Raw genomic sequence first — 20,772 nt, 5'->3', positions numbered from 1 at the left:
CGGCAAATGGATCGGCTCAACTGCTCGTGAAGAAGAACAGCGACAGAGCCCTGTCAACGTGAAGTGAAGGTTTGAACATGCAGGTTATCGAAACGCTCGCTGAAGGGCTGAAGCGCGAACTCAAGGTCGTCATCCCGGCCAAGGACATGGAAGCTCGGATGAACGAGCGTCTTGAAGATGCCAAGGGCAAGGTCAAGATCAACGGCTTCCGTCCCGGCAAGGTGCCTTTCGCCCATCTCAAGAAGATGTACGGCAAGTCGATCATGGCTGAGCTCGTCAACGAACTGGTTCGCGAAAAGCCGACCGAAATCCTGTCGGAGCGCGGCGAAAAGTCGGCGACCCAACCGGAAATCGCGATGACCGAGAACGAGGCCGAAGCCGACAAGATCCTCAACGCTGAAGCCGATTTCGAATTCACGCTGGCTTACGAAGTCATCCCGGCGATCGAGCTCAAGGATGTCAGCGGCATTAAGGTGACGCGCGAAGTCGTCGATATCGACGAAGCCGAAGTCACCGAGCAGATCCTCAAGATCGCTGAAAATGCCCGCACCTACGAAACCAAGACGGGCAAGGCTGAAAACGGCGACCGCGTCACGATCGATTACCTCGGCAAGGTCGATGGCGTTGCCTTCGATGGCGGCAAGGACGAAGACGCTGAGTTGGTTCTCGGCTCCAACCGTTTCATCCCGGGCTTCGAAGAACAGCTGGTCGGCCTGAAGGCCGGCGATGAGAAGGTCATTACCGTGACGTTCCCGGCTGAATATCCGGCTGCAAATCTCGCCGGCAAGGAAGCTACCTTCGACATCAACGTCAAGGATGTTGCCGCTGCCGCGGAAGTCGAAATCAACGACGACCTTGCCACCAAGCTCGGCCTCGAATCGGCTGACAAGCTGAAGGAAGTCGTTCGCGGCCAGATCGAAAGCCAGTACGGCTCGATGACTCGCCAGAAGGTCAAGCGTCAGATCCTCGACCAGCTCGACGAACTCTACCAGTTCGACACGCCTTCGCGTCTCGTCGATGCCGAGTTCGACAACATCTGGCGCCAGATCAACACCGACCTGGAACAGGCTGGCAAGACTTTCGCCGACGAAGACACGACGGAAGAAGACGCCCGTGGTGAATACCGCAAGCTGGCTGAACGCCGCGTCCGCCTCGGCCTCGTTCTCTCGGAAATCGGCGAAAAGGCCGGTGTTACCGTGAGCGACGAAGAGATGCAGCAGTCGCTTTTTGCACAGCTGCGCCAGTTCCCAGGCCAGGAAAAGCAGATCATCGACTATTTCCAGAAGACCCCGGGTGCCGCCGCTTCGCTGCGCGCGCCGATCTTCGAAGAAAAGGTCGTCGATCACCTGCTCTCCGAAGTGAAGGTCACCGACAAGACCGTCAGCAAGGAAGAGCTGATGGCCGATGACGAGGACGACGCTTCGGAAACGAAGAAGGCTCCGAAAAAGAAGGCTGCTTCTAAGGCCGACGCTGGGGAAGGTGAAGAGGCCGCTGCACCGAAGAAGAAGGCTGCAGCCAAGAAGAAGGCCGCTGACGACGGCGCCGAATAAGACATTGTTCACTGATGTGAAATTGAAAAGGCCGCTCTTCGTGAGCGGCCTTTTTGCTTTACGGAGAAATCGGCTCCACCGCGGCCTGCGCCGCGATGGAGTTTTTGCTCTGCGACATCAGACGATGACGAAGTCTGCGTTCGTCAATGCCAGGCTGGCGGCCAGCTTGGCGAATTGAATGCTCGCGCCGCCGCCGTTGCCATCGGCGTCGTAGAACAGCTCGCCAGTATCCGTTTCATAGATGATCCGGTCACTCGCATCGGTGGCAAGGCCGGTCGTATTGGCCTTGAACGCCGCCGCAGCCAGCGTGCCGAGCGCACCGGCCGCGATAAAGACCGCATTGTCGAGCAGGATCGTGTCAGCCGCCACGTTGAAGTCGGTAATGATGTCCATGTTCGTTGCGGCATTGAGCGCGGTATTGAAGTTGAACTGGTCATTGCCGGACCCGCCACTCAGCGTGTCGTTTCCGGCGTACCCTTTGAGAATGTCGTTTCCGCTACCACCGCTCACACTATTGGCATTTGCGTTGCCATATACCAGATCGTTGAAATTGGAGCCGACGATGTTTTCGATCGAGGTATAGACGTCGCCGAGAGCCTCTCCCGTATTGATGGCGGAATTGGCCAGGCTGGCAATGACGGCGGCCGTGGCGTCCCTATAGGATGCCGTGTCGGAGCCGGCTCCACCGAGCAGGTTGTCTGCGCCTTCGCCGCCGATCAGCGTGTCATTGCCGCCATCGCCATAGAGCGAGTCATTTCCTGCATAGCCCTTGAGTGTATCGCCGCCGTCCCGGCCCCTGATCGTATTGATACCCGTATTACCGTTCAGGCCATCGTTGAAATTGGAACCGAACAGATTTTCGATGGAATTGTAGGTGTCTCCTGCAGCATCTCCGGTGTTCACCGCCGGATTGAACAGGCTGACACCCAGCCCGACTGACGAACTGGAGTAATCGGCTGTGTCAGAACCGGTACCGCCGCTCAGATAATCGGCACCGGCACCGCCATCGAGACGGTCGTTGCCGTCACCGCCCCCAAGGGTGTCGTTTCCGGCAAGGCCGGAAATGGTGTCGTTGCCTGCTCCGGCAAGCAGCGCATTGGCTTCGGCGGAACCAATGAGGACGTCATTCCCATCGCCGGTGATGGCCTTTTCGACGCTGGCCAGCGAAATCGGGCCGGAGCCAGGGAAGTCGATGTCGTAGAACTCCCCGTCCTGAAGGTTGATATATGCGTCGAAGCCCGAGAAGATCACGGTCGAAGTATCGAATGTATCGTAACCCGCACCACCGAAGAACGCTTCGCCGACGCCGCCGTTCCAGCCCGCGACAATGAAGAACCTGTCGTTGCCGCTGTTTCCGTAAACGAGATCCACGCCGGATCCTGCCGTCAGCGTATCGTCGCCATCGCCGCCTTGCAGCACGTCATTGCCATCACCACCATCCAGCGTATCGGCTCCGGTTCCGCCTTGGATGGAATCGGCGCCGCCATTGCCACTCAGAACGTCGTTACCGTCGCCGCCGGAAATACTGTCGTCGCCGGCCTGACCGGAAAGATTATTGGCGCTGGTATCGCCGATAAGCGTATCGTTGCCGGCGGTGCCGATGATGTTTTCTATTGAGATGGCCGTTCCAAGTGTGCCGCCGCCGCCCAGGAAATCCCAAGTATCGGCGACAAGATCGACCACGACGAAGTTCGTGAGGAGCCCTGCAAAATTGATGGTATCCGTGTCGGCGCCACCGTTGAAATTGTCGATACCATCGCCGGAATCCATCAGAAACGTGTCGTTGCCGGCTTGGCCGTTGACTGTGTCGACACCGCCATTGCCATCGATCGTGTCGTTACCACCGTTGCCGTTCAGGACGTTGCCTGCAGAGTTGCCGATAATGCTGTCATTGCCGGAGCCGCCATTGGCATTTTCGATCAGAGACCGTGAGTCGCCATTGAACTGGAAGGCATTGAACACGTTGCCTCGGGCATAACCGCCGTTCGGGCCGCCGCCGAGATAGGCGAGTTGCGTCGACGAAAAGGTCGAGCTTTCGCCGGGGCGAAGGTCGAGCCGCAGATTGGTCGTATAATTCGACAGATCATAGGTATCGACGCCATCTCCGTCCCAGATGGTGGAAAAGATGCGGTTGCCGCCCGGATCGATGGCCAGGACGCCGCCGACATAGGAATTTCCGTTGGTTGGATCCCACGTATAGACCGTGTTGCCGCTGTTGACGGTGAAGTCCGCCCCATACATCGTCTGAAGGGCGAGGATGTCGATCATCATATAGGTCTGCGGCGCGCCCCATTGTTCGTAGTCGTAGCCTCCGGTGCTGTCGCCGATGTAACTCGCATAGGTCATGACCGTGAATTCGACAGAATTGTACGCTGCTGGAACGGCTGTGTTCGCGGGACCGCCCGTCTGGTGACCATGCTTCAGACCGAGCGAATGGCCGAGTTCATGGATCATCGTATGCCAGGCATAATTGCCGGCCACAGGATTCTTCAGGCTGTTGCTGGTACCGTCATAGGCGTTACCGAAGAACGTGTCGCCGCCGGTAATCGCGTTGCTTGGATAAAACGCGTAGGCGGTTCCGGCGTCGCCGGAATTGGCGGCGCGAATTGTCGAGTTGCTGGTGCCAGCGCCGTTATAGTCGATGCCAAGATTGGTGAAGCCCTCGACGGAAAAGCCGCCTGCACCGCCGAGCTGGGTGTAAACAGCCTGATTCAACGCCGCATGGAAAGCAACCATTTGCGCCGCAGTAAATTGCGAAAAGGCCTCATTCTGCGCGCTGATACCGTTCCCGTTCTGGTCCGACGTGTACCCGGCTTGATAGTCGGCCGAGGAATCGGTGTCGCTGTAGGTGATGAAGGTTTCATTCCAACGCACGCCGCTGAGCACGCCATCGATCAGTGCGTTGCCGGTCGCGGCGACCGCAACGGTTACGGACGCGTCGCCGTTCTCCTCTGGAACGTCGCCGGACCCGCTGTCCTTGGCGGTCGTCTCGGGAGAAAAAATAGCGTCGTTGGTTGAAAGCAGTGGGAGAACGACGGATTTCGCCGGTGCCCAGATGTCGGCCGCGCCGGCCAGGGCCGTATTGCCGGTCGCAAGCCCCGCCAGGCTGGCGGCCCGATCAAGGCCCGAATAGCCGGTGGAGCGGCCGGGATCCCACGCCGTGGAATCCGTTAGTGAAGTGTATTTTACCTTGGTGGTCATAAAATGCCTCCCTAGTTGCATGACCAGCCATACGGGTGATGCAACGCGCTCGGTGATTTGAGGTTTAGTTACGAAACTGCACTGCAATGCGCACAAATGCCCTCACCGGCGATCGCTTCACACGATCGTCGAACATTCACTGTCAAAACCGCATCTTGGTGGCCGCATTGCCCAGACTGGGGGCTGGCGGTCGTTTTCTTGCAAAATATACTGGGGGTTACAGGCGATGTCCCGTGGAGCTACCTCCAAGGCTCTGCCAAAGACAAAACGCAACCCCGAAAGATCAACTTAAATATCGGGTAGAACGGGAGACGATTTTCACGATTTACGGTTGGTTCCGCTCATTCGAGCCCGCTACCACTTGTATTTAGTCTACGCTAAATTACCTAAGCCGACAAGGCTAATATGCTTCATGTGTCGGCCCAAAGCGCTTTGTGATAGGGTGGAAAGGTCGAAAATCGTGCCTGCAGCAAGGGTTGAGACCGCTTTAGCGGTTTCCTCGAAAGGGATCGAAGAGCCGTGAACAAACGACTTCAAAGAGTGATGACGATCACAATCGTACTCACGACGGCATGTCTGTGTGCCGCGCCTTCGACCTTCGCGAATCAAATAGGAAAGGGCCTGGAAATGATGGATACACCCCCGGATCCCGAAAAAGCCGTGGCCTCCGAATATGCTAAACTGAAGGCACGCGGCACGATCGAGGCCTTCGAACTGTTCATCGCGCGCCATCCGGATCATCCGCTTGCCGACGATGCCCGCAAGAACCTGAACCGGCTGCGGGAGAAGTGAGGCCGTCGACGGTTTCTTAACTGCCCGTTTTCCGCAGGAACGGTAAACAAGACGACAAACGCGGTGCGATTCCGTCTTTTTCCGGAGCGGAATAACGTTCGTTTGTTCGAGAAACATACACCCGAACGACCACCGCACTGCGGATCTCCAGCGTGCTGTCTGTCGCGGCCTATGCCTTGGCGGGAACCTCGCCCATGCGGTTTCCGGCGTCGAGACCGGCGATTTTGTAGGCCTCGGCGAGCGTCGGATAGTTGAAAGTGTTCTCGACGAAATACTCGACGGTTCCTTTCAGGTTGAGCACGGCCTGGCCGATATGGACGAGTTCGGTCGCGCCTTCGCCGACGATATGGACGCCGAGCAGGCGGCGGGTCTTCAGTGAGAAGATCATTTTCAGAAGCCCGGAATCCAGCCCCATGATGTGGCCGCGCGATGTCTCGCGAAAACGGGCAATGCCGCATTCATAGGGAATGCCGCGTTCCTTGACCTCCTCTTCGGTCAGGCCGCAGGTGGAGATTTCCGGGACCGCGTAGATGCCATAGGGAAAATATTTCGGCGGTTCCTTGGCGATGACGCCGACGGCGACGCGGGCGGCGATACGGCCCTGTTCCATCGAGGTCGAGGCAAGACTTGGAAAGCCGACAACATCGCCGGCCGCATAGATGTTCGGGACGGTTGTCTGAAATGTCTCTGGATTGACGCTGAGGCGGCCGCGGCTGTCGGCTTGAAGGCCTGCCGCCGCAAGGTTCAGCGTGTCGGTTGCGCCCATCCGGCCGGCGGCAAACAGCACCATCTCGCAGTGGATGACCCGGCCGCTGTCGAGCGTAATCGCGCACTTGCCGTCGGGCGTGCGCTCCACCTTCTCGGCCTTCTGGCCGAGATGCAGCTTCATGTTGCGATCACGCAGTTGATAGGTGAAATCCTCGACGATCTCCTTGTCGATGAAGTCGAGCATGGTCGCCTTCGGATCGATCACGGTGACCTGGGTATCGAGCGCGCTGAAGATCGTCGCATATTCGATGCCGATGACGCCGGCGCCGATGACCGCCATCGAACGTGGCAAATCCCCGATCTCAAGAAGCTCGTCGCTGTCCAGCACCGTCTTGCCGTCGAACGGAATGTAATCCGGACGGAAGGGTTTGGTGCCGACGGCGAGCAGAATGCTGGTGGCCGAAACCTGGATGATCTCGCCATCATCCTTGACGATCTGCAGCGTCTGCGGATCGATAAAGCTCGCCTTGCCGCGTATGTGCTGCACCCGGTTGCGTGCGAACTGGTGTTCCAGCACTTCGACCTCATGATCGAGCGTAATCAACAGACGGCGGCGCAGGTCTTCGGCGCTGATCTCCTGCTTGACGCGGTAGGCCCGGCCATAGAAGCCACGCTCTCGCCAACCGGTCAGGTTCAGGGCGGTCTCGCGCAGGGTCTTGGAGGGGATGGTGCCCGTATGTACGGAAACGCCGCCGACCCGTTTTCCCTGCTCGACCACAAGAACCTTCTTGCCCAGTTTGGCGCCCTGAATGGCGGCTCTGCGCCCTGCAGGACCACTGCCGACAACCACGAGATCGTACTGGTTCATGACGCGTTTCCGATGCTGGAGGGAGAATCATTGTGCGTTGCGGGAAATGTCGCTTGCAAGCCTCTATAACGTCAATCTTACAGTTTCATAAAGCCTGATAAACCGTTGGCGCGCCAAGAGATGCGTATTTCACGAAAAGCGATTATAACTAATGTTAGATGATTGGATGTCGTGTACCTGTGCGCGCATTTTGATGACGTGATCGGCGCGGAAATAGCGGCTCTGTATTCGGGAGATAGACGATGGCTTTGCTGGAGACGGGCGGGGGAAGCAAGAACGAAACCACGGCTCCTGAAGACGGAGTCGCCAATTCAACACGCGGCAAACCGCGCGGTCGTCCCGGCGTTGTCGCGGCGGCCGTCTATGAGCACGGCCAGCGCACGCACGACATCGAAATCGGCCAGGCACATGAATGGCGCGGTCGCGACAAGGCGGTGGTCTGGATCGGCTTGCATGAACCGGATGAAGCGCTGCTGCGCGAGGTTCAAGCAGAGTTCAACCTGCCGGAACTGGCGATCGAGGACGCCAATCATGCTCATCAGCGGCCGAAGCTGGAAATCTACGGGGATTCGATCTTTGTCGTCGCCCGCACGGCGCATATGGGCGGAGAGGAAATTGTCTTTGGCGAGACCCATCTCTTTGTCGGTCGGGGCTATGTCGTTTCGGTTCGTCATGGACCGTCGACATCCTACAATCTCGTGCGCCAGCGCTGCGAAGCCTCGCCGGCCGCCCTGGCGCATGGCGAGAACTACATTCTCTATTCCATCCTCGATTTTATCGTCGACAATTACATGCCCGTCGTCGAGGGTATCCATGCCGAGGTCGAGGAACTGGAGGAGCGGGTGCTCAGGGACCGGCTCGACAAGAAGGACATCGAGCGGCTGTATTTCCTGCGTCGCAGCCTGCTCAGGCTGCGCAATGCAGTGGTGCCGCTGGTGGACGTCTGCCGCAGGCACGAAAATCTCGAACTGCCTGGAATGGATGCGACGATGCATGCCTTGTTCCGTGACGTGACGGACCATGTGCGTCGCGTCCAGGAAGATATCGACACATTGCGCGAAGTGTTGGCCTTCACATTTGAGGCCAGCCTGATGATCGGCCAGTCGGAGCAGACGGAAATTTCCCGCAAGCTCGCATCCTGGGCCGCGATCCTGGCCGTGCCGACGGCGATCGCCGGCATCTACGGGATGAACTTTGACGACATGCCGGAGTTGAAATTCAAATATGGCTATTTCGTCGTTCTTGCCCTGATCTTCTTCGTCTGCAGCATGCTTTACCGCATGTTCCGGCGGGCGAAGTGGCTTTGAAGCGAGACGCGCTCAGATCAGCCTCAGTCCCTTGAGGCTGGCATGGCCATCCTTGCCGATGATGATGTGGTCGTGGACAGTGATCCCCAGCGGCTTGGCCGTGTCGACGATCATCTTGGTCATCTCGATATCCGCGCGCGATGGCGTCGGGTCGCCGGAAGGATGGTTGTGCACGAGGATCAGCGCGGTGGCGGACAGTTCCAGCGCGCGCTTGACGACTTCACGAGGATAGACCGGCGTGTGATCGACCGTGCCCGTCTGCTGCACCTCGTCGGCAATCAGCGCATTGCGTTTGTCGAGGAACAGGATCCGAAATTGTTCGATCGCTTCATGCGCCATGGCGGCGTGGCAATAATCGATTATCGAAGACCAGGAGGCCAGAACCTGCTTGCCCTTGAGACCGCTCTTCAGGGTGCGGTGTGCGACGGTGGAGATCAGCTTCAGGTCGAAGGCCACGGCCTCGCCGATACCCTTCACCTCCTGCAACAGGGCAGGTGACGCGCCAAAGACGCCGGCGAGCGTCCCGAAGCGCTCAAGCAGCGCTTTGGCGATCGGCTTGGTGTCGCGTCTCGGGATAAGGCGGAACAGCAGCAGTTCGAGGATTTCATAATCGGCCAGCGCTGTGTCGCCGTTTTCCCGGTAACGTGTCCGCAGGCGATCGCGGTGACCGTGATAATGCGCGTCGTCCTGTTGCACGGCCGCGAGGCCCAAGCCCTGGCGCTTGGGTTGCTGTTCGGCGAAAAAGCCCCTTTCGTCAGCCGGTTGCGAAATGTCGCCGTCGGTAGAGAAGGGGGGCTTGGTCATCGAAAACCTTATGCAGGCAGCCCCGGACGGTCGAGGCCGCCCGGCGACAAGGTGAAAATCTCGCAGCCTGTGGCGGTAACGCCGACCGCATGTTCATATTGCGCCGACAACGACCGGTCGCGCGTGACGGCAGTCCAGCCGTCTGCCAGAACCTTCACATGCGGCCGGCCGAGATTGATCATCGGCTCGATGGTGAAGATCATGCCCTCGCGCATTTCCGGGCCTTCGTTGGCCCGGCCGTAATGCAGAATGTTCGGCGCATCGTGAAACAGCCGACCGACACCATGGCCGCAGAAATCGCGGACCACCGAGCAACGTTCTGCCTCGGCATAGGTCTGAATGGCCTCGCCGATCGCGCCGGTCCGGGCGCCGGGCTTGACGGCCGCGATACCGCGCATCAGGCATTCATGGGTGACTTCCAGCAGTCGCTGGGCAGCACGCTTGATCTCGCCGACTGGATACATCCGGCTGGAATCGCCGTGCCAGCCGTCGATGATATAGGTGACGTCGATATTGACGATATCACCTTCGCGTAGCGGCTTGTCGTTGGGGATGCCATGGCAGACGACATGGTTGATCGAGGTGCAGGAAGACTTCGTATAGCCGCGATAGTTCAAGGTCGCGGGAAGGGCGTCGTGATCCATGCCGAAGTCGAATACAAATCGGTCGATCTCGTCGGTGGTCACACCCGGCTTGACGCGGCTTGCAAGTTCGTCGAGGCAGAGGGCAGTGACCTGGCAGGCGCGCTTGATCCCGGCGAAATCTTCCGGCGTATAGAGACGGATAACGCCTGTATTCTTATAGGGCGCTGACGCTGCCTCGATATAGGTGACCATTGCATAACTTTCGGTTGTCTTTCTGATGTCATAGATCAGCAAAGGCGGGTTCGTCCATCGCGATCAGGCCATCCGGCGCGATTTGCTGCGGCGAAACCCGGCATTTTACGGCAAACGCCTCGACCCCGCGTCCTCTTGTCCGTTCGAAAGCCTTGGCATAGACGGGATCGAGATCGCCGCAGATCCGGAATGTTGCACAATCGTCGCGTTGGATCAGGTAGATCATGATGCCGCGATGGCCGGCCTCGACCATGTCACCGAGTTCCTCGAGATGCTTGGCGCCGCGCACTGTGGGGCTGTCGGGAAATTCGCCAAGACCTCCGGTCCGGCTGAAATGCACGTTCTTCACTTCGACATAGGCGCATCCGCGGTCGGGATCGGTCAACAGCATATCGATGCGCGAATTGCGACCATATTTCTGCTCGCGCTGCAGCGTCGCATAGAGATGAAGGTCGCCAATCTGTCCGGCCCGGATGGCTTCCTCGGCCAGGCGGTTGGGCAAGCCTGTATTAACGCCGACCATCGTGCCGTCGACCTCGACCATTTCCAGCATATGGCGATATTTTCGCGTCGCGCTGTCATGTTCCGAAAGCCAGATGCGCGAACCCGGTGCTGTCAGGCCGCGCATCGATCCGGTGTTTGGGCAGAATCCGGTGATCAGACTGCCGTCGCCCAGCACTGCGTCGAACAGAAAACGCTTGTAACGCTGGACGAGAATGGCTGGCACGAGCGGCCTGTCGAACATCATGGGCGGCGACTATCCGGCGAACGATCAGGCCCGCGCACGGACATAGGAGCCCGGCGCTTCTTCCAGCGAATTGAGCTTGCCGCCGGTCTTGCGTACCGGCACGCGCTCTGCGTCGAGCGTCTCGATCCACGTCTGCCAGTGCGGCCACCAGGAGCCGGGCGTCTCCTGGGCGCTTTCGACCCAGTCCTCGAACGCGCCCTTGACCGGGCCGCCGGTCCAGAACTGATACTTGCCCTTGTCCGGGGGATTGACGACGCCGGCGATATGGCCGGACCCGGCCATGACATAGGTCACGTCGCCACCGAAGAACTGGCTGCCGACGAAGACCGACTTCGCGGGCGCGATGTGATCTTCCTTGGTGGCGAGATTGTAGATCGGGATCGTAACGTCACCGAGCGAGACCTTCCTGCCCGCAAGCACCATCTTGCCCTTGGTCAGGTTGTTTTCGAGATAACAGTTGCGCAGATAGAAGGAATGGTTCGCCGCCGGCATGCGGGTGGAATCGGAGTTCCAGTAGAGCAGGTCGAAGGCGGACGGTTCCTGGCCCTTCAGGTAGTTGTTGACGAAATAGGGCCAGATGAGTTCCGACGCCCGCAGCATGTTGAAGGCCATGGCCATCTTCGAGCCGTCGAGGTAACCGGTCTCCTTCATACCCGCTTCGATCTGCGCGATCTGGTCTTCGTCCGCGAAGACCTTCAGGTCGCCGGCATGGGTGAAATCCACCTGCGTGGTGAACAGCGTCGCCGAGCGGATGCGTCGGTCGCCTTCCTGCGCATGCAGAGCAAGCGTTGCCGCCAGCAGTGTGCCGCCGACGCAATAGCCGATCGCATTGACCTCTTCCTCGCCGGTTGCCTGCTTGATGATGTCGAGCGTGTAACCGATACCTTCGCGGGCGTAGGATTCCCAGTCCTTGGTCGCGTGGCGCTCATCCGGATTGACCCAGGAGATGACGAAGACGCTGTGGCCCTGATCGACAGCCCATTTGATGAAGGATTTCTGCGGGTTGAGGTCGAGCACGTAGAATTTGTTGATCCAGGGCGGGCAGATCAGCAGTGGCCGCTTCAGGACTGTCTCCGTCGATGCATCATATTGCAGCACCTGGCAGACATCGCTTTGGCCGACCACCTTGCCGGGGGTGATGGCGATGTTCTCGCCGACCGCGAACTTGCTGGTATCGGTCTGGCGCAGCTTCAGGTCGCCCTTGCCGGCGGCGATGTCCTCGGCCAGCATCTGCATGCCCTTGACCAGATTGGCGCCGCTGCTGGCCACCGTTTCACGATAAAGCTGCGGATTTGTCGTGACGAAATTGGTAGGCGACAAAGCACTCGAAATCTGGCGCACGTAAAAAGCCGCCTTGTGCTTGGTATGTTCGTCGAGGCCCTGTGCGTCGCTGACCATCCTGTCCGCCCAGTTGGACGTGATGAAATAGGCCTGCCGCAGGAAATCGAAGAACGGATTGGCGACCCAGTCGGCGTCAGTGAAGCGCTTGTCGTTGCGCGGCACTTCGGAGGGATCGCTGACCGTCTCGCCGCTGATCCGCTGCATGGTCCGCGTCCACATGGCAAAGAAGCTTCCCATCAGGTGGGTCTGTGCTTCCAGCGTCCGGCGCGGATCGGACAGCCAGTACTCGGAGACTTTCGACAGGGTCTTGACCATGTCGACGGCCGGTGTCGCGACCATGTCGTTCTTTTCGCCGCTTTCGCGCGGGGCAAGCCAGGCGGAGGCAGCTTTACCGAGTTGTTCAAGGGTGCGCGCGAGGTTCATCGTGAAGGCTTCCGGATCCTTGACGATATAGGGATCGACGGATTTCGGGTCGAAGCCGGGGAAACCATCCGTGCTGGCGCCGGTCTGGCCCTCGGTCTTCCTGTCTTCTGTCACCCCGTTTCCTCCACAGATGTTTGTTTGTTTTGCCTTTTTACATTCTGCCTTAAAATGATTACAAGTGCCAGCGCATGTTGGACTCGCGGGCTCGCAGAGCTTTGGCCAGCTTCGGGCAGTGATTGAATGGTATGCGCCGCATATGGCGTGAAGATGAAGTCGGGGAAGTAGAGATGGCGCGGACGGTAACGGCTCTTGGAGTGGCGGGTTTGATGCTGGCGCTGGCCGCCTGCAGTTCCGTCACGCGGGAAGAACAGCCGTCGATCTATTCCGCGACGATGGCCAAGCCCGTTTCAACGGACGTCTATCCGGTCATCGAAGGCAAGTTGCCGGCGGCGAGCGCCCAGATGAGCAATGAGGAAGCGGCCAGCCAGGAGGCCCGGTTGACGGCACTTGGCGCCGCGCGTTCTTCCGGCAAAATCTCGGAGGCCGAATATCAGCGCCGCCTGCAGGAATTGCGCCTGCTTGCCGCCAATCACGGCAGCGATACCCTGAAAGAGATACAGAATTAGCACTTGCGTTTCGACTGATTTGGACGCAAAGCGTTTCATGGCCGCGTGGGCCTGATTGCACCGCGCACGTCTCCTTGCACGCATGATTCCCAAGGCGTGGAGACCGCGCAAGACGAGGTTTAGAGATGGAAGAGTTTCACAAAGTCCGGCGTCTGCCGCCTTACGTTTTCGAACAGGTCAACCGTTTGAAAGCCAGCGCGCGAGCGGGTGGAGCTGATATCATTGACCTCGGCATGGGCAATCCGGATCTTCCGACGCCGCAATCCATCGTCGACAAGCTCTGCGAAGCGGTCCAGGATCCGCGCACGCACCGTTATTCGTCCTCCAAGGGCATTCCTGGCCTGCGCCGCGCGCAGGCTGCCTACTATGCCCGACGGTTCGGCGTGAAACTCAATCCCGATACTCAGGTCGTGGCGACCCTTGGCTCCAAGGAAGGCTTCGCCAACATGGCGCAGGCGATCACCGCGCCCGGCGATGTGATCCTGTGCCCCAATCCGACCTATCCGATCCATGCATTCGGCTTCCTGATGACAGGTGGCGTCATCCGCTCGATCTCTGTCGAGCCGGACGATACGTTCTTCCCGCCGCTGGAACGGGCCGTTCGTCACTCGATCCCCAAGCCGATCGCGCTGATCATCAACTATCCGTCGAACCCGACCGCCAAGGTCGCGTCGCTCGATTTCTACAAGGAAGTCGTCGCCTTCGCGAAGAAGCATGACATCGTCATCCTGTCGGACCTTGCCTATTCGGAAATCTATTTCGACGGCGCGCCACCGCCGTCGGTGCTCGAAGTGCCGGGCGCGATGGACAACACCGTCGAATTCACCTCGATGTCGAAGACCTTTTCCATGCCCGGTTGGCGCATGGGTTTTGCCGTCGGCAACGAGCGCCTGATCGCCGCCCTGACGCGCGTCAAGTCTTACCTCGATTACGGTGCCTTCACGCCGATCCAGGTTGCCGCGACCCATGCTTTGAACGGTGACGGTTCCGATATTGCCGAAGTGCGCAACGTCTACAAGCGCCGCCGCGACGTGATGGTCGAGAGCTTCGGCAAAGCCGGCTTCGAAGTGCCACCGCCGGCCGCCACGATGTTCGCCTGGGCGAAGATTCCGGAAAAGTTCCGCCATCTCGGCTCGCTGGAGTTCTCCAAGCTTCTGGTCGAAAAGGCGGATGTGGCCGTGGCTCCGGGCATCGGCTTCGGCGAAATGGGCGACGACTATGTGCGTCTGGCGCTGGTCGAGAACGAGCACCGCATCCGTCAGGCTGCGCGCAGCATCAAGAAGTTCCTGTCGACGGCCGACGATACGTTGCACAACGTCATCTCGCTGAACGCACATCGCTAAGGCGCCGGTCTTTCCGGCTTATCTATAAAATCTGCTCCGCCATTCAGGCGGAGCGCTCTCGACATGTTAGGATTCATGTATGGCAGATGCCCTTAAAATCGGCATTGCGGGCTTGGGAACCGTTGGTGCCTCGCTCGTACGTATTCTCCAGGAACGCCACGGGGCGCTGGCGACGACATGCGGCCGGGCCATCGAGATCACCGCCGTAACGGCACGCGACAGAACCCGCGACCGCGGCGTCGATCTGTCGGCTATCGAATGGCACGACGATGCATTATCGCTGGCGAAGACCGCCGATATCGACGTGTTCGTCGAACTAATGGGCGGCGCCGATGAACCGGCTTTGTCCGCTGTGACGGCTGCTTTGTCGCGCGGCGTGCATGTTGTCACCGCCAACAAGGCGCTGCTGGCCGCCCACGGCATCAAGCTTGCCGGCCTCGCCGAAGAGCACGGCGCGCTGTTGAACTACGAAGCCGCTGTCGCCGGCGGCATTCCGGTCATCAAGGCTCTGCGCGAGTCGCTCACGGGCAACACGATCTCGCGCGTCTACGGCATCATGAACGGCACCTGCAATTACATCCTGACCAAGATGGAGAAGGAAGGTCTGTCCTTCGAGGCCTGCCTGAAGGAAGCCCAGCGTCTCGGTTATGCCGAAGCCGATCCGGCCTTCGACATTGAGGGCAATGATACCGCCCACAAGCTGTCGATCCTGACCAGCCTTGCCTTTGGCACGGCGATTGCAGCCGATGACATTTATCTCGAAGGTATCACCAATATCTCCATCGACGACATTCATGCGGCCGCTGATCTCGGCTACCGCATCAAGCTGCTCGGCGTCGCCCAGCGCACCGAGAGCGGCATCGAACAGCGCGTCCATCCGACCATGGTGCCGCTCGATTCGGTGATCGCGCAGGTCGATGGCGTGACCAATGCGGTGGCGATCGAATCCGACATTCTCGGCGAATTGCTGATGGTCGGACCTGGTGCCGGCGGTAATGCGACGGCCTCCGCCGTGCTCGGCGATATCGCCGACATTGCCAAGAGTCGTCCGGGTGCGCAGCACGTTCCGGCCTTCGGCCGTCCGGTCACCGCTCTGCTTCCCTACAAGCAGGCACAGATCCAGAGCCACGAGGGCGGATATTTCATACGGCTGAAAGTGCAGGACAAGACCGGCGTCTTTGCCAGCATCGCCACCCGCATGGCGGAAAACCGCATCTCGCTGGAATCGATCGTCCAGCATTCCAAGCAGCACGTCGAGACGGACGGACCACAGACGATCATTCTCGTCACCCATGCGACGACCGAGGATTCCGTCCGCAAGGCCGTGGCGTCGATCAAGGGCGAAGGCTATCTCGTCGGCGAACCGCAGGTGATCCGGATCGAACGTCCGAAGACGGCCTGACCTCGCGACGTCATTCTTACTCAGCGGCCCCATCCGGTTTCACATCCGGGTGGGGCCGTTTTCGTTGCGGTTTGCGCGGGGCGCAAAACCCGCGTACGAACAGTCGCGTGAAGCCAAAGGTGTGCCATGAGTGAATTGCCAGACCCCGTTCAACGAGCCTTCCTCAACGTCGAGCGCTCGGCAACGGGACAGCGCTGGGTCTCGCGGCTCGATCAGGCGGGGCAGAACCGCGCGCTGGCCATCAGCCAGGTTCACGGGTTTTCCGATCTCATCGCCCGTGTTCTGGCCGGACGCGGCGTCACGATGGATGACGCGGTCGCCTTTCTCGATCCGACGATCCGCTCGCTGATGCCAGATCCCGATACGCTGACCGATTGCAGCAAGGCCGCCGCCCGGATCGTCAAGGCGATCGTGGCGCGCGAGAAGGTCGCCATCTTCGGCGACTACGACGTCGATGGCGCCGCATCCTCGGCGCTGATGTTCCGCTTCCTGCGCCATTTTGGCGTCGATGCGCAAATCTACATTCCGGACCGAATCTTCGAAGGCTACGGTCCCAATCCGGCCGCGATCAACCAGTTGATCGACAATGGCGCGCGGCTGATCGTCACTGTCGATTGCGGATCGACCAGCCAGGAATCACTTGCCGTCGCCGAGGAGCGCGGCATCGATGTCGTCGTCATCGATCACCACCAGGTTGGCGCTGAGCTGCCGCCCTGCGTGGCGCTGGTCAACCCGAACCGGGAGGACGATCTGTCGGGGCAGGGGCATCTGTGTGCCGCCGGCGTGGTCTTTCTCGTCCTTGTCAACGCCATGCGCCAGTTGCGTGAAAGCGGCGACCACCGCGTCGGATCGTTCGATCTCCTCGCTTTGCTGGATCTTGTCGCACTGGCGACCGTCTGCGATGTCGTGCCTCTGAAAGGCTTGAACCGAGCCTATGTCGTCAAGGGGCTGGTTGCGGCGCGGCACATGCAGAATCCCGGCCTGTCGGCGCTTTTTCGCAAGGCCGGTCTTGGGGGGCCGGTGACGCCCTATCATTTCGGCTTCCTGATCGGCCCCCGCATCAATGCGGGTGGGCGCATTGGCGATGCCGCGCTCGGTAGTCGCCTGCTTACGCTAGACGATGAAAATGCAGCGAATGAGATCGCCGGGCGACTCGACGAACTCAATCGCGAACGGCAGGTCATGGAAATCGCCATGCTGGCCGAGGCCGAGGCAGAAGCGCTGGCGGAATACGGCAACGGCGACGCGGCGTCGATCATCGTCACCGCGCATGAAAACTGGCATCCTGGGATTGTCGGGCTGCTGGCCGCGCGCCTGAAGGAGAAGTTCCGCCGTCCCGCCTTCGCCATCGCCTTCGATCCGAACGGGCGGGGAACCGGTTCGGGCCGCTCGATCAGTGGCTTCGATATCGGCAAAGTGGTCCGCGCGGCGGTGGATTCCGGCCTGCTCGTCAAGGGCGGCGGGCATGCGATGGCTGCGGGTCTGACAGTCGACAGGACGAATCTTGGTAAACTGCGGCACTTCTTCGAGGAAAAGGCCGGTGAGGCGGTTAAGGATCTCGTCTCTGCCGAAACCCTGAAGATCGACGGAGCGCTTGGCGCCGCCGGTGCCAATCTCGCGCTGATCGATCAACTGGAGCAAGCCGGGCCGTACGGGGCAGGGCATCCGCAACCGATCTTCGCTCTGCCGGCACACCGGATTCGCGATTCCCGCCAGGTCGGCGTCAACCACGTCAAGGTAACGCTGGAAGGCCAGGATGGATCGCGCGTCGAGGGGATTGCTTTCCGCTCGCTGGAAACACCGCTAGGCGATCTGCTTCTGTCAGAGCGTGGCATGTCGATCCATGTGGCGGCAACGATTTCGGCCGACATGTGGCAGGGAACGCGCCGCGTGCAATTGCGCGTCATCGATGCGGCCAAGGCGCTCTGACAGACACTCACGCGTCGTTGTCATCATGTATCGATTTCGGGGATCTGAGAACCACAATGGTACGCCCTAGGGGAGTCGAACCCCTCTTCCCAGAATGAAAATCTGGTGTCCTAACCGATAGACGAAGGGCGCAGCCGTTGTGTGGGCGTCTTATAGTCAGAGGCATCGAATGCTGCAAGCGCTAATTCGCATTTTTCCGATGATTTTTCGCAATAAAATCAGCGTTGCGGAAAGATCAAGCCGGACGGGCAAGAACGCTTGTTCGAGGCCTGTTTTGCCGCACGCAACCGCGAATATCAATGTTTGGGAAGGGTTCACAATGGTACGCCCTAGGGGAGTCGAACCCCTCTTCCCAGAATGAAAATCTGGTGTCCTAACCGATAGACGAAGGGCGCAGCCGTTGTGTGGGCGTCTTATAGTCAGGGCTTTTGAATACCGCAAGCGGCAAATTTCATTTTCCTGTAAAAAAGTCCTGCTATAGCGAAATCTTCCGGTCGAGAAGAGATTATTTAATAAAAACAGTGAGTTGCCGATCAGCCCCTGCGTCGCCGACAGCGCCAGTTCCAGTCACGGGCCTCGCCGGTGTCGATATGAACCGATTCCGTATGACAATAGGTGCCGACCCCGCCACGTCCGGGAATGGTGCGCAGATATTGAGCCAGGTCCCATTTGCTGACGCCCGGCACCTGGATGTCGGCGGCTTCGCAGGTCGTATGCCGCGAGTGCGGGCGACCGCCGGCGCGGCGATTGTGCCGGATATCACGTAGGCCGGAGGTCACCATGATCTTGCGGCCATAATGATTTTCGACCACCTTCAGCACCTGCAGCAAATCCGGCTTGAAACAGCCGGTTTCGACCTTGTCCGTTTGTAGCCACAGGCCGTTTGGTGCCAGGCGCGCAAGTCCCGGCAGCGATGCCAGTTGGATCGACGGGCTGTCGTCGTCATGGCCGGGCTCGGAATCATCCATCGTGGCAAACATCGACGTGGTTCTGACGCCGGGCAGGGCGGTAAAGCCAAGTGCGGCGATCTGCGGCTGCTGCATGCTGTTGATCTGGGTTTTCTTGACCGGCGTCTTGGCGAACCGATCGCCGTCGAACTGATTCTTGTTCCGGCGCTTTGCCGCGAACAACCCGGCCAGCGTCAGGGTCTTCTTCGCCTGGTCGGGCATGTCGTCTTCATCCCGCGGCTGGCTGGAATTGGGAACAATCGCGGTCTGGGCCGGAACTGTTTCCGCGAAGGCCGTCTGCACGGGGGGCTGCGCATCACCCGACGCGCGCATGGTATCACCGCTCGAGGGAACCGGCACGCTTGCGGGAAGCGGCGTGCCTTCGCTATCGATCTCGGCGCTTGCCATCTGTTGGCCGGGATCGACAGCACCTTGCGTATTGCTTGCCCCTTCAAGGGGCAGGGGCGTCGGATTGGCGGCGGGCTGGCCGCTGTTGAACAGGCTGTTGCTCGCCGGGCTGACGCCGGTGTTCTGACCTGCCGGCAGGGGTACCGCGTCTTGGCCCGTTGCAGCGGCGTGGCCTTGCACCGGCATCGCATTCGGCGTCTGGACGGAGAAAATACTGCTCGAGGTCGCTTTCAGCCCGGTGCTCTGCATCGTTAGCGATCCGGGCTCGCTGTTGGCCGGCATCATCGCATTCTGCTGGGGATAGCCGAGCTGTTGTTGCTGCGGCAGCATCTGCTGCTGTTGCGAATTGCCGCCGACGGCCGCGACCTGCTGATCCTGATAGGGACCGGCCGCAGGCTGTTCCGCTTCGGCACCTGCAATTTCTGGGACATCCTGCTCGGCAACAGAGGCGGCTTCTGCGGTTTCTTTCGCGGCGCTCATGCATCCGGAGAGGTTAAGCATGGAAACAGTCAGGGCGAGAGCGCAGCCGAAACTGCGGGCCGTCACTGCTTTTCGCAAAAGATGACGCAACGTTGGATCCCCACTCAATGCAGGCCGTGCGACGTTTCGTTGCCGTCATGGCCATTCATCAGGAAGTCACACAGACCACTTGGTCCGCACGCTGCCTTTGGGGCCATTCGTGCGGTTCCTTGCGGCTTGACCGGTTCAGCCGGAAGCAGGGTGCGCGCGACCTCAAGTGGTTGCTGGCATCCAGATCCCCTTAACGTTTCGTTCAAACATTAGTGAACGGACCGTTGTTTGTAAACCTGCGCTGACGCAGGCGGCATTTCCTCGCCGTGTTTTCCGGGTTTTCCACCGCTGGTAGTCCGCAGGAAGAACAGGCGATATCCTCGAGCCCGGCCCCCAAGAGCCGGAAGACGGCGCAGATATCGCCTGTCCGCGTTGTGCGGAGCTTACCAGGCGCCGGTATTCGGCATCGACGCCCAGGGTTCCTGCGCCGGCAGGTTTTCGCCCTTCTGCAGAATCTCGATGGAAATGCCGTCGGGCGAGCGCACGAAGGCCATGTGGCCGTCGCGCGGCGGGCGATTGATGGTTACGCCATTGTCCTGAAGATGCTGGCAGGTCGCATAGATATCGTCGACCTCATAGGCGAGGTGGCCGAAGTTGCGCCCGCCGGTATAATCTTCCGTATCCCAGTTGTAGGTGAGTTCCAGGCAAGGCGACAGTTCCGCCTTGGCATGGTCGAGATCGCTGGGGGCTGCGAGGAAAACCAGCGTGAACCGGCCCTTTTCGTTCTCGTAGCGACGGATTTCCACAAGGCCGAAAAGCTTGCTCCAGAAGTGAAGCGAGGCGTCCAGATCTTTGACGCGAACCATCGTGTGCAGATAACGCATTGTAATATCCCTGTTTTGCTGAAGATGGTTATATGTAGCCGAGAGCCAGCCAGAGGCAAGGCTCGCAGGGTAGTCTCAGTCAAAGTCAAATTTCATCGCAGGGCTTGCACAATTGCGGCGGGACGATGTTATTCTGACTGTCAAG

At 59.7% G+C, this 20,772-nt stretch carries 15 protein-coding genes and 2 tRNA genes; 7 read left to right on the top strand and 10 right to left on the bottom strand.

Annotated features, from left to right (window positions below; genetic code table 11):
• Positions 1 to 77: 77 nt before the first annotated feature.
• Complete coding sequence (gene tig, locus ACST81_RS14250) at positions 78 to 1,550, top strand: trigger factor (RefSeq protein WP_438748668.1); 1,473 nt, start codon at positions 78 to 80, stop codon at positions 1,548 to 1,550.
• A 117-nt stretch (positions 1,551 to 1,667) separates the two neighbouring features.
• Here tig and ACST81_RS14245 read toward each other — a convergent pair whose 3' ends face one another.
• On the bottom strand, positions 1,668 to 4,751 hold the full coding sequence (locus ACST81_RS14245; protein ID WP_438748667.1) for a M10 family metallopeptidase C-terminal domain-containing protein: 3,084 nt from the start codon (positions 4,749 to 4,751) through the stop codon (positions 1,668 to 1,670).
• Between the two features lie 627 nt (positions 4,752 to 5,378).
• On the opposite strand from ACST81_RS14245, the gene ACST81_RS14240 reads away from it, so the two are divergent.
• Positions 5,379 to 5,543: a hypothetical protein gene (locus ACST81_RS14240; protein WP_438748665.1), complete on the top strand. Its 165-nt coding sequence runs from the start codon at positions 5,379 to 5,381 to the stop codon at positions 5,541 to 5,543.
• A gap of 169 nt (positions 5,544 to 5,712) precedes the next feature.
• Here ACST81_RS14240 and sthA read toward each other — a convergent pair whose 3' ends face one another.
• Positions 5,713 to 7,119 (bottom strand): Si-specific NAD(P)(+) transhydrogenase, encoded by a 1,407-nt coding sequence (gene sthA / locus ACST81_RS14235; RefSeq protein WP_438748663.1) that lies wholly within the window; start codon positions 7,117 to 7,119, stop codon positions 5,713 to 5,715.
• 242 nt (positions 7,120 to 7,361) lie between these two features.
• On the opposite strand from sthA, the gene ACST81_RS14230 reads away from it, so the two are divergent.
• Positions 7,362 to 8,426 carry a magnesium and cobalt transport protein CorA gene (locus ACST81_RS14230; RefSeq protein WP_438748662.1) on the top strand — a complete coding sequence of 355 codons (1,065 nt, stop codon included), beginning with the start codon at positions 7,362 to 7,364 and terminating at the stop codon, positions 8,424 to 8,426.
• A gap of 12 nt (positions 8,427 to 8,438) precedes the next feature.
• Here ACST81_RS14230 and radC read toward each other — a convergent pair whose 3' ends face one another.
• The 4 genes from radC to phaC are packed head-to-tail and all read right to left on the bottom strand — an operon-like array spanning position 8,439 to position 12,692.
• Entirely contained in the window at positions 8,439 to 9,230 is a 792-nt protein-coding gene (radC, locus tag ACST81_RS14225) for a RadC family protein (protein WP_438748661.1), read from the bottom strand.
• Positions 9,231 to 9,238: 8 nt separating this feature from the next.
• Positions 9,239 to 10,066, bottom strand: a complete 828-nt coding sequence (gene map / locus ACST81_RS14220) for a type I methionyl aminopeptidase (RefSeq protein ID WP_438748659.1) — start codon at positions 10,064 to 10,066, stop codon at positions 9,239 to 9,241.
• Positions 10,067 to 10,094: 28 nt separating this feature from the next.
• Positions 10,095 to 10,814 carry a DNA/RNA nuclease SfsA gene (sfsA, locus tag ACST81_RS14215; RefSeq protein WP_438748658.1) on the bottom strand — a complete coding sequence of 240 codons (720 nt, stop codon included), beginning with the start codon at positions 10,812 to 10,814 and terminating at the stop codon, positions 10,095 to 10,097.
• Positions 10,815 to 10,838: 24 nt separating this feature from the next.
• Positions 10,839 to 12,692 carry a poly(3-hydroxyalkanoate) polymerase subunit PhaC gene (gene phaC / locus ACST81_RS14210; RefSeq protein ID WP_438748656.1) on the bottom strand — a complete coding sequence of 618 codons (1,854 nt, stop codon included), beginning with the start codon at positions 12,690 to 12,692 and terminating at the stop codon, positions 10,839 to 10,841.
• Positions 12,693 to 12,865: 173 nt separating this feature from the next.
• On the opposite strand from phaC, the gene ACST81_RS14205 reads away from it, so the two are divergent.
• From ACST81_RS14205 to recJ, 4 genes are all read left to right on the top strand, one after another.
• Complete coding sequence (locus tag ACST81_RS14205; protein WP_438748655.1) at positions 12,866 to 13,204, top strand: SHOCT domain-containing protein; 339 nt, start codon at positions 12,866 to 12,868, stop codon at positions 13,202 to 13,204.
• A gap of 125 nt (positions 13,205 to 13,329) precedes the next feature.
• Positions 13,330 to 14,547 carry an LL-diaminopimelate aminotransferase gene (locus ACST81_RS14200; RefSeq protein WP_438748654.1) on the top strand — a complete coding sequence of 406 codons (1,218 nt, stop codon included), beginning with the start codon at positions 13,330 to 13,332 and terminating at the stop codon, positions 14,545 to 14,547.
• 79 nt (positions 14,548 to 14,626) lie between these two features.
• Entirely contained in the window at positions 14,627 to 15,949 is a 1,323-nt protein-coding gene (locus ACST81_RS14195) for a homoserine dehydrogenase (protein ID WP_438748653.1), read from the top strand.
• 126 nt (positions 15,950 to 16,075) lie between these two features.
• The gene (recJ, locus tag ACST81_RS14190) at positions 16,076 to 17,878 is read left to right on the top strand and encodes a single-stranded-DNA-specific exonuclease RecJ (protein ID WP_438748651.1); all 1,803 of its coding nucleotides are present in this window, start codon (positions 16,076 to 16,078) and stop codon (positions 17,876 to 17,878) included.
• A 57-nt stretch (positions 17,879 to 17,935) separates the two neighbouring features.
• Here recJ and ACST81_RS14185 read toward each other — a convergent pair.
• The 4 genes from ACST81_RS14185 to ACST81_RS14170 all read right to left on the bottom strand — a co-directional run bounded on the left by ACST81_RS14185 (position 17,936) and on the right by ACST81_RS14170 (position 20,627).
• Positions 17,936 to 18,010: transfer RNA gene (locus tag ACST81_RS14185), tRNA-Glu, on the bottom strand.
• 188 nt (positions 18,011 to 18,198) lie between these two features.
• Positions 18,199 to 18,273, bottom strand: a tRNA-Glu gene (locus ACST81_RS14180).
• A 138-nt stretch (positions 18,274 to 18,411) separates the two neighbouring features.
• Positions 18,412 to 19,713: a D-Ala-D-Ala carboxypeptidase family metallohydrolase gene (locus ACST81_RS14175; RefSeq protein WP_438748649.1), complete on the bottom strand. Its 1,302-nt coding sequence runs from the start codon at positions 19,711 to 19,713 to the stop codon at positions 18,412 to 18,414.
• A 473-nt stretch (positions 19,714 to 20,186) separates the two neighbouring features.
• A complete protein-coding gene (locus ACST81_RS14170) occupies positions 20,187 to 20,627 on the bottom strand; it encodes a VOC family protein (RefSeq protein ID WP_438748648.1) in 441 nt (146 codons plus the stop codon).
• Positions 20,628 to 20,772 lie beyond the last annotated feature (145 nt).

This window comes from Pararhizobium sp. O133 (assembly GCF_051669845.1).
Lineage (GTDB): Bacteria > Pseudomonadota > Alphaproteobacteria > Rhizobiales > Rhizobiaceae > Pararhizobium.
Note: the sequence above shows the minus strand (reverse complement) of the source record. Positions and strands in the feature narration are given on the sequence as shown.

Excerpts from the sequence above, each read along its gene's own strand:
- tig (WP_438748668.1), top strand. The coding sequence starts at position 78 with ATGCAGGTTATCGAAACGCTCGCTGAAGGGCTGAAGCGCGAACTCAAG.
- ACST81_RS14245 (WP_438748667.1), bottom strand. The coding sequence starts at position 4,751 with ATGACCACCAAGGTAAAATACACTTCACTAACGGATTCCACGGCGTGG.
- ACST81_RS14240 (WP_438748665.1), top strand. The coding sequence starts at position 5,379 with ATGATGGATACACCCCCGGATCCCGAAAAAGCCGTGGCCTCCGAATAT.
- sthA (WP_438748663.1), bottom strand. The coding sequence starts at position 7,119 with ATGAACCAGTACGATCTCGTGGTTGTCGGCAGTGGTCCTGCAGGGCGC.
- ACST81_RS14230 (WP_438748662.1), top strand. The coding sequence starts at position 7,362 with ATGGCTTTGCTGGAGACGGGCGGGGGAAGCAAGAACGAAACCACGGCT.
- radC (WP_438748661.1), bottom strand. The coding sequence starts at position 9,230 with ATGACCAAGCCCCCCTTCTCTACCGACGGCGACATTTCGCAACCGGCT.
- map (WP_438748659.1), bottom strand. The coding sequence starts at position 10,066 with ATGGTCACCTATATCGAGGCAGCGTCAGCGCCCTATAAGAATACAGGC.
- sfsA (WP_438748658.1), bottom strand. The coding sequence starts at position 10,814 with ATGATGTTCGACAGGCCGCTCGTGCCAGCCATTCTCGTCCAGCGTTAC.
- ACST81_RS14205 (WP_438748655.1), top strand. The coding sequence starts at position 12,866 with ATGGCGCGGACGGTAACGGCTCTTGGAGTGGCGGGTTTGATGCTGGCG.
- ACST81_RS14200 (WP_438748654.1), top strand. The coding sequence starts at position 13,330 with ATGGAAGAGTTTCACAAAGTCCGGCGTCTGCCGCCTTACGTTTTCGAA.
- ACST81_RS14195 (WP_438748653.1), top strand. The coding sequence starts at position 14,627 with ATGGCAGATGCCCTTAAAATCGGCATTGCGGGCTTGGGAACCGTTGGT.
- recJ (WP_438748651.1), top strand. The coding sequence starts at position 16,076 with ATGAGTGAATTGCCAGACCCCGTTCAACGAGCCTTCCTCAACGTCGAG.
- ACST81_RS14175 (WP_438748649.1), bottom strand. The coding sequence starts at position 19,713 with ATGAGCGCCGCGAAAGAAACCGCAGAAGCCGCCTCTGTTGCCGAGCAG.
- ACST81_RS14170 (WP_438748648.1), bottom strand. The coding sequence starts at position 20,627 with ATGCGTTATCTGCACACGATGGTTCGCGTCAAAGATCTGGACGCCTCG.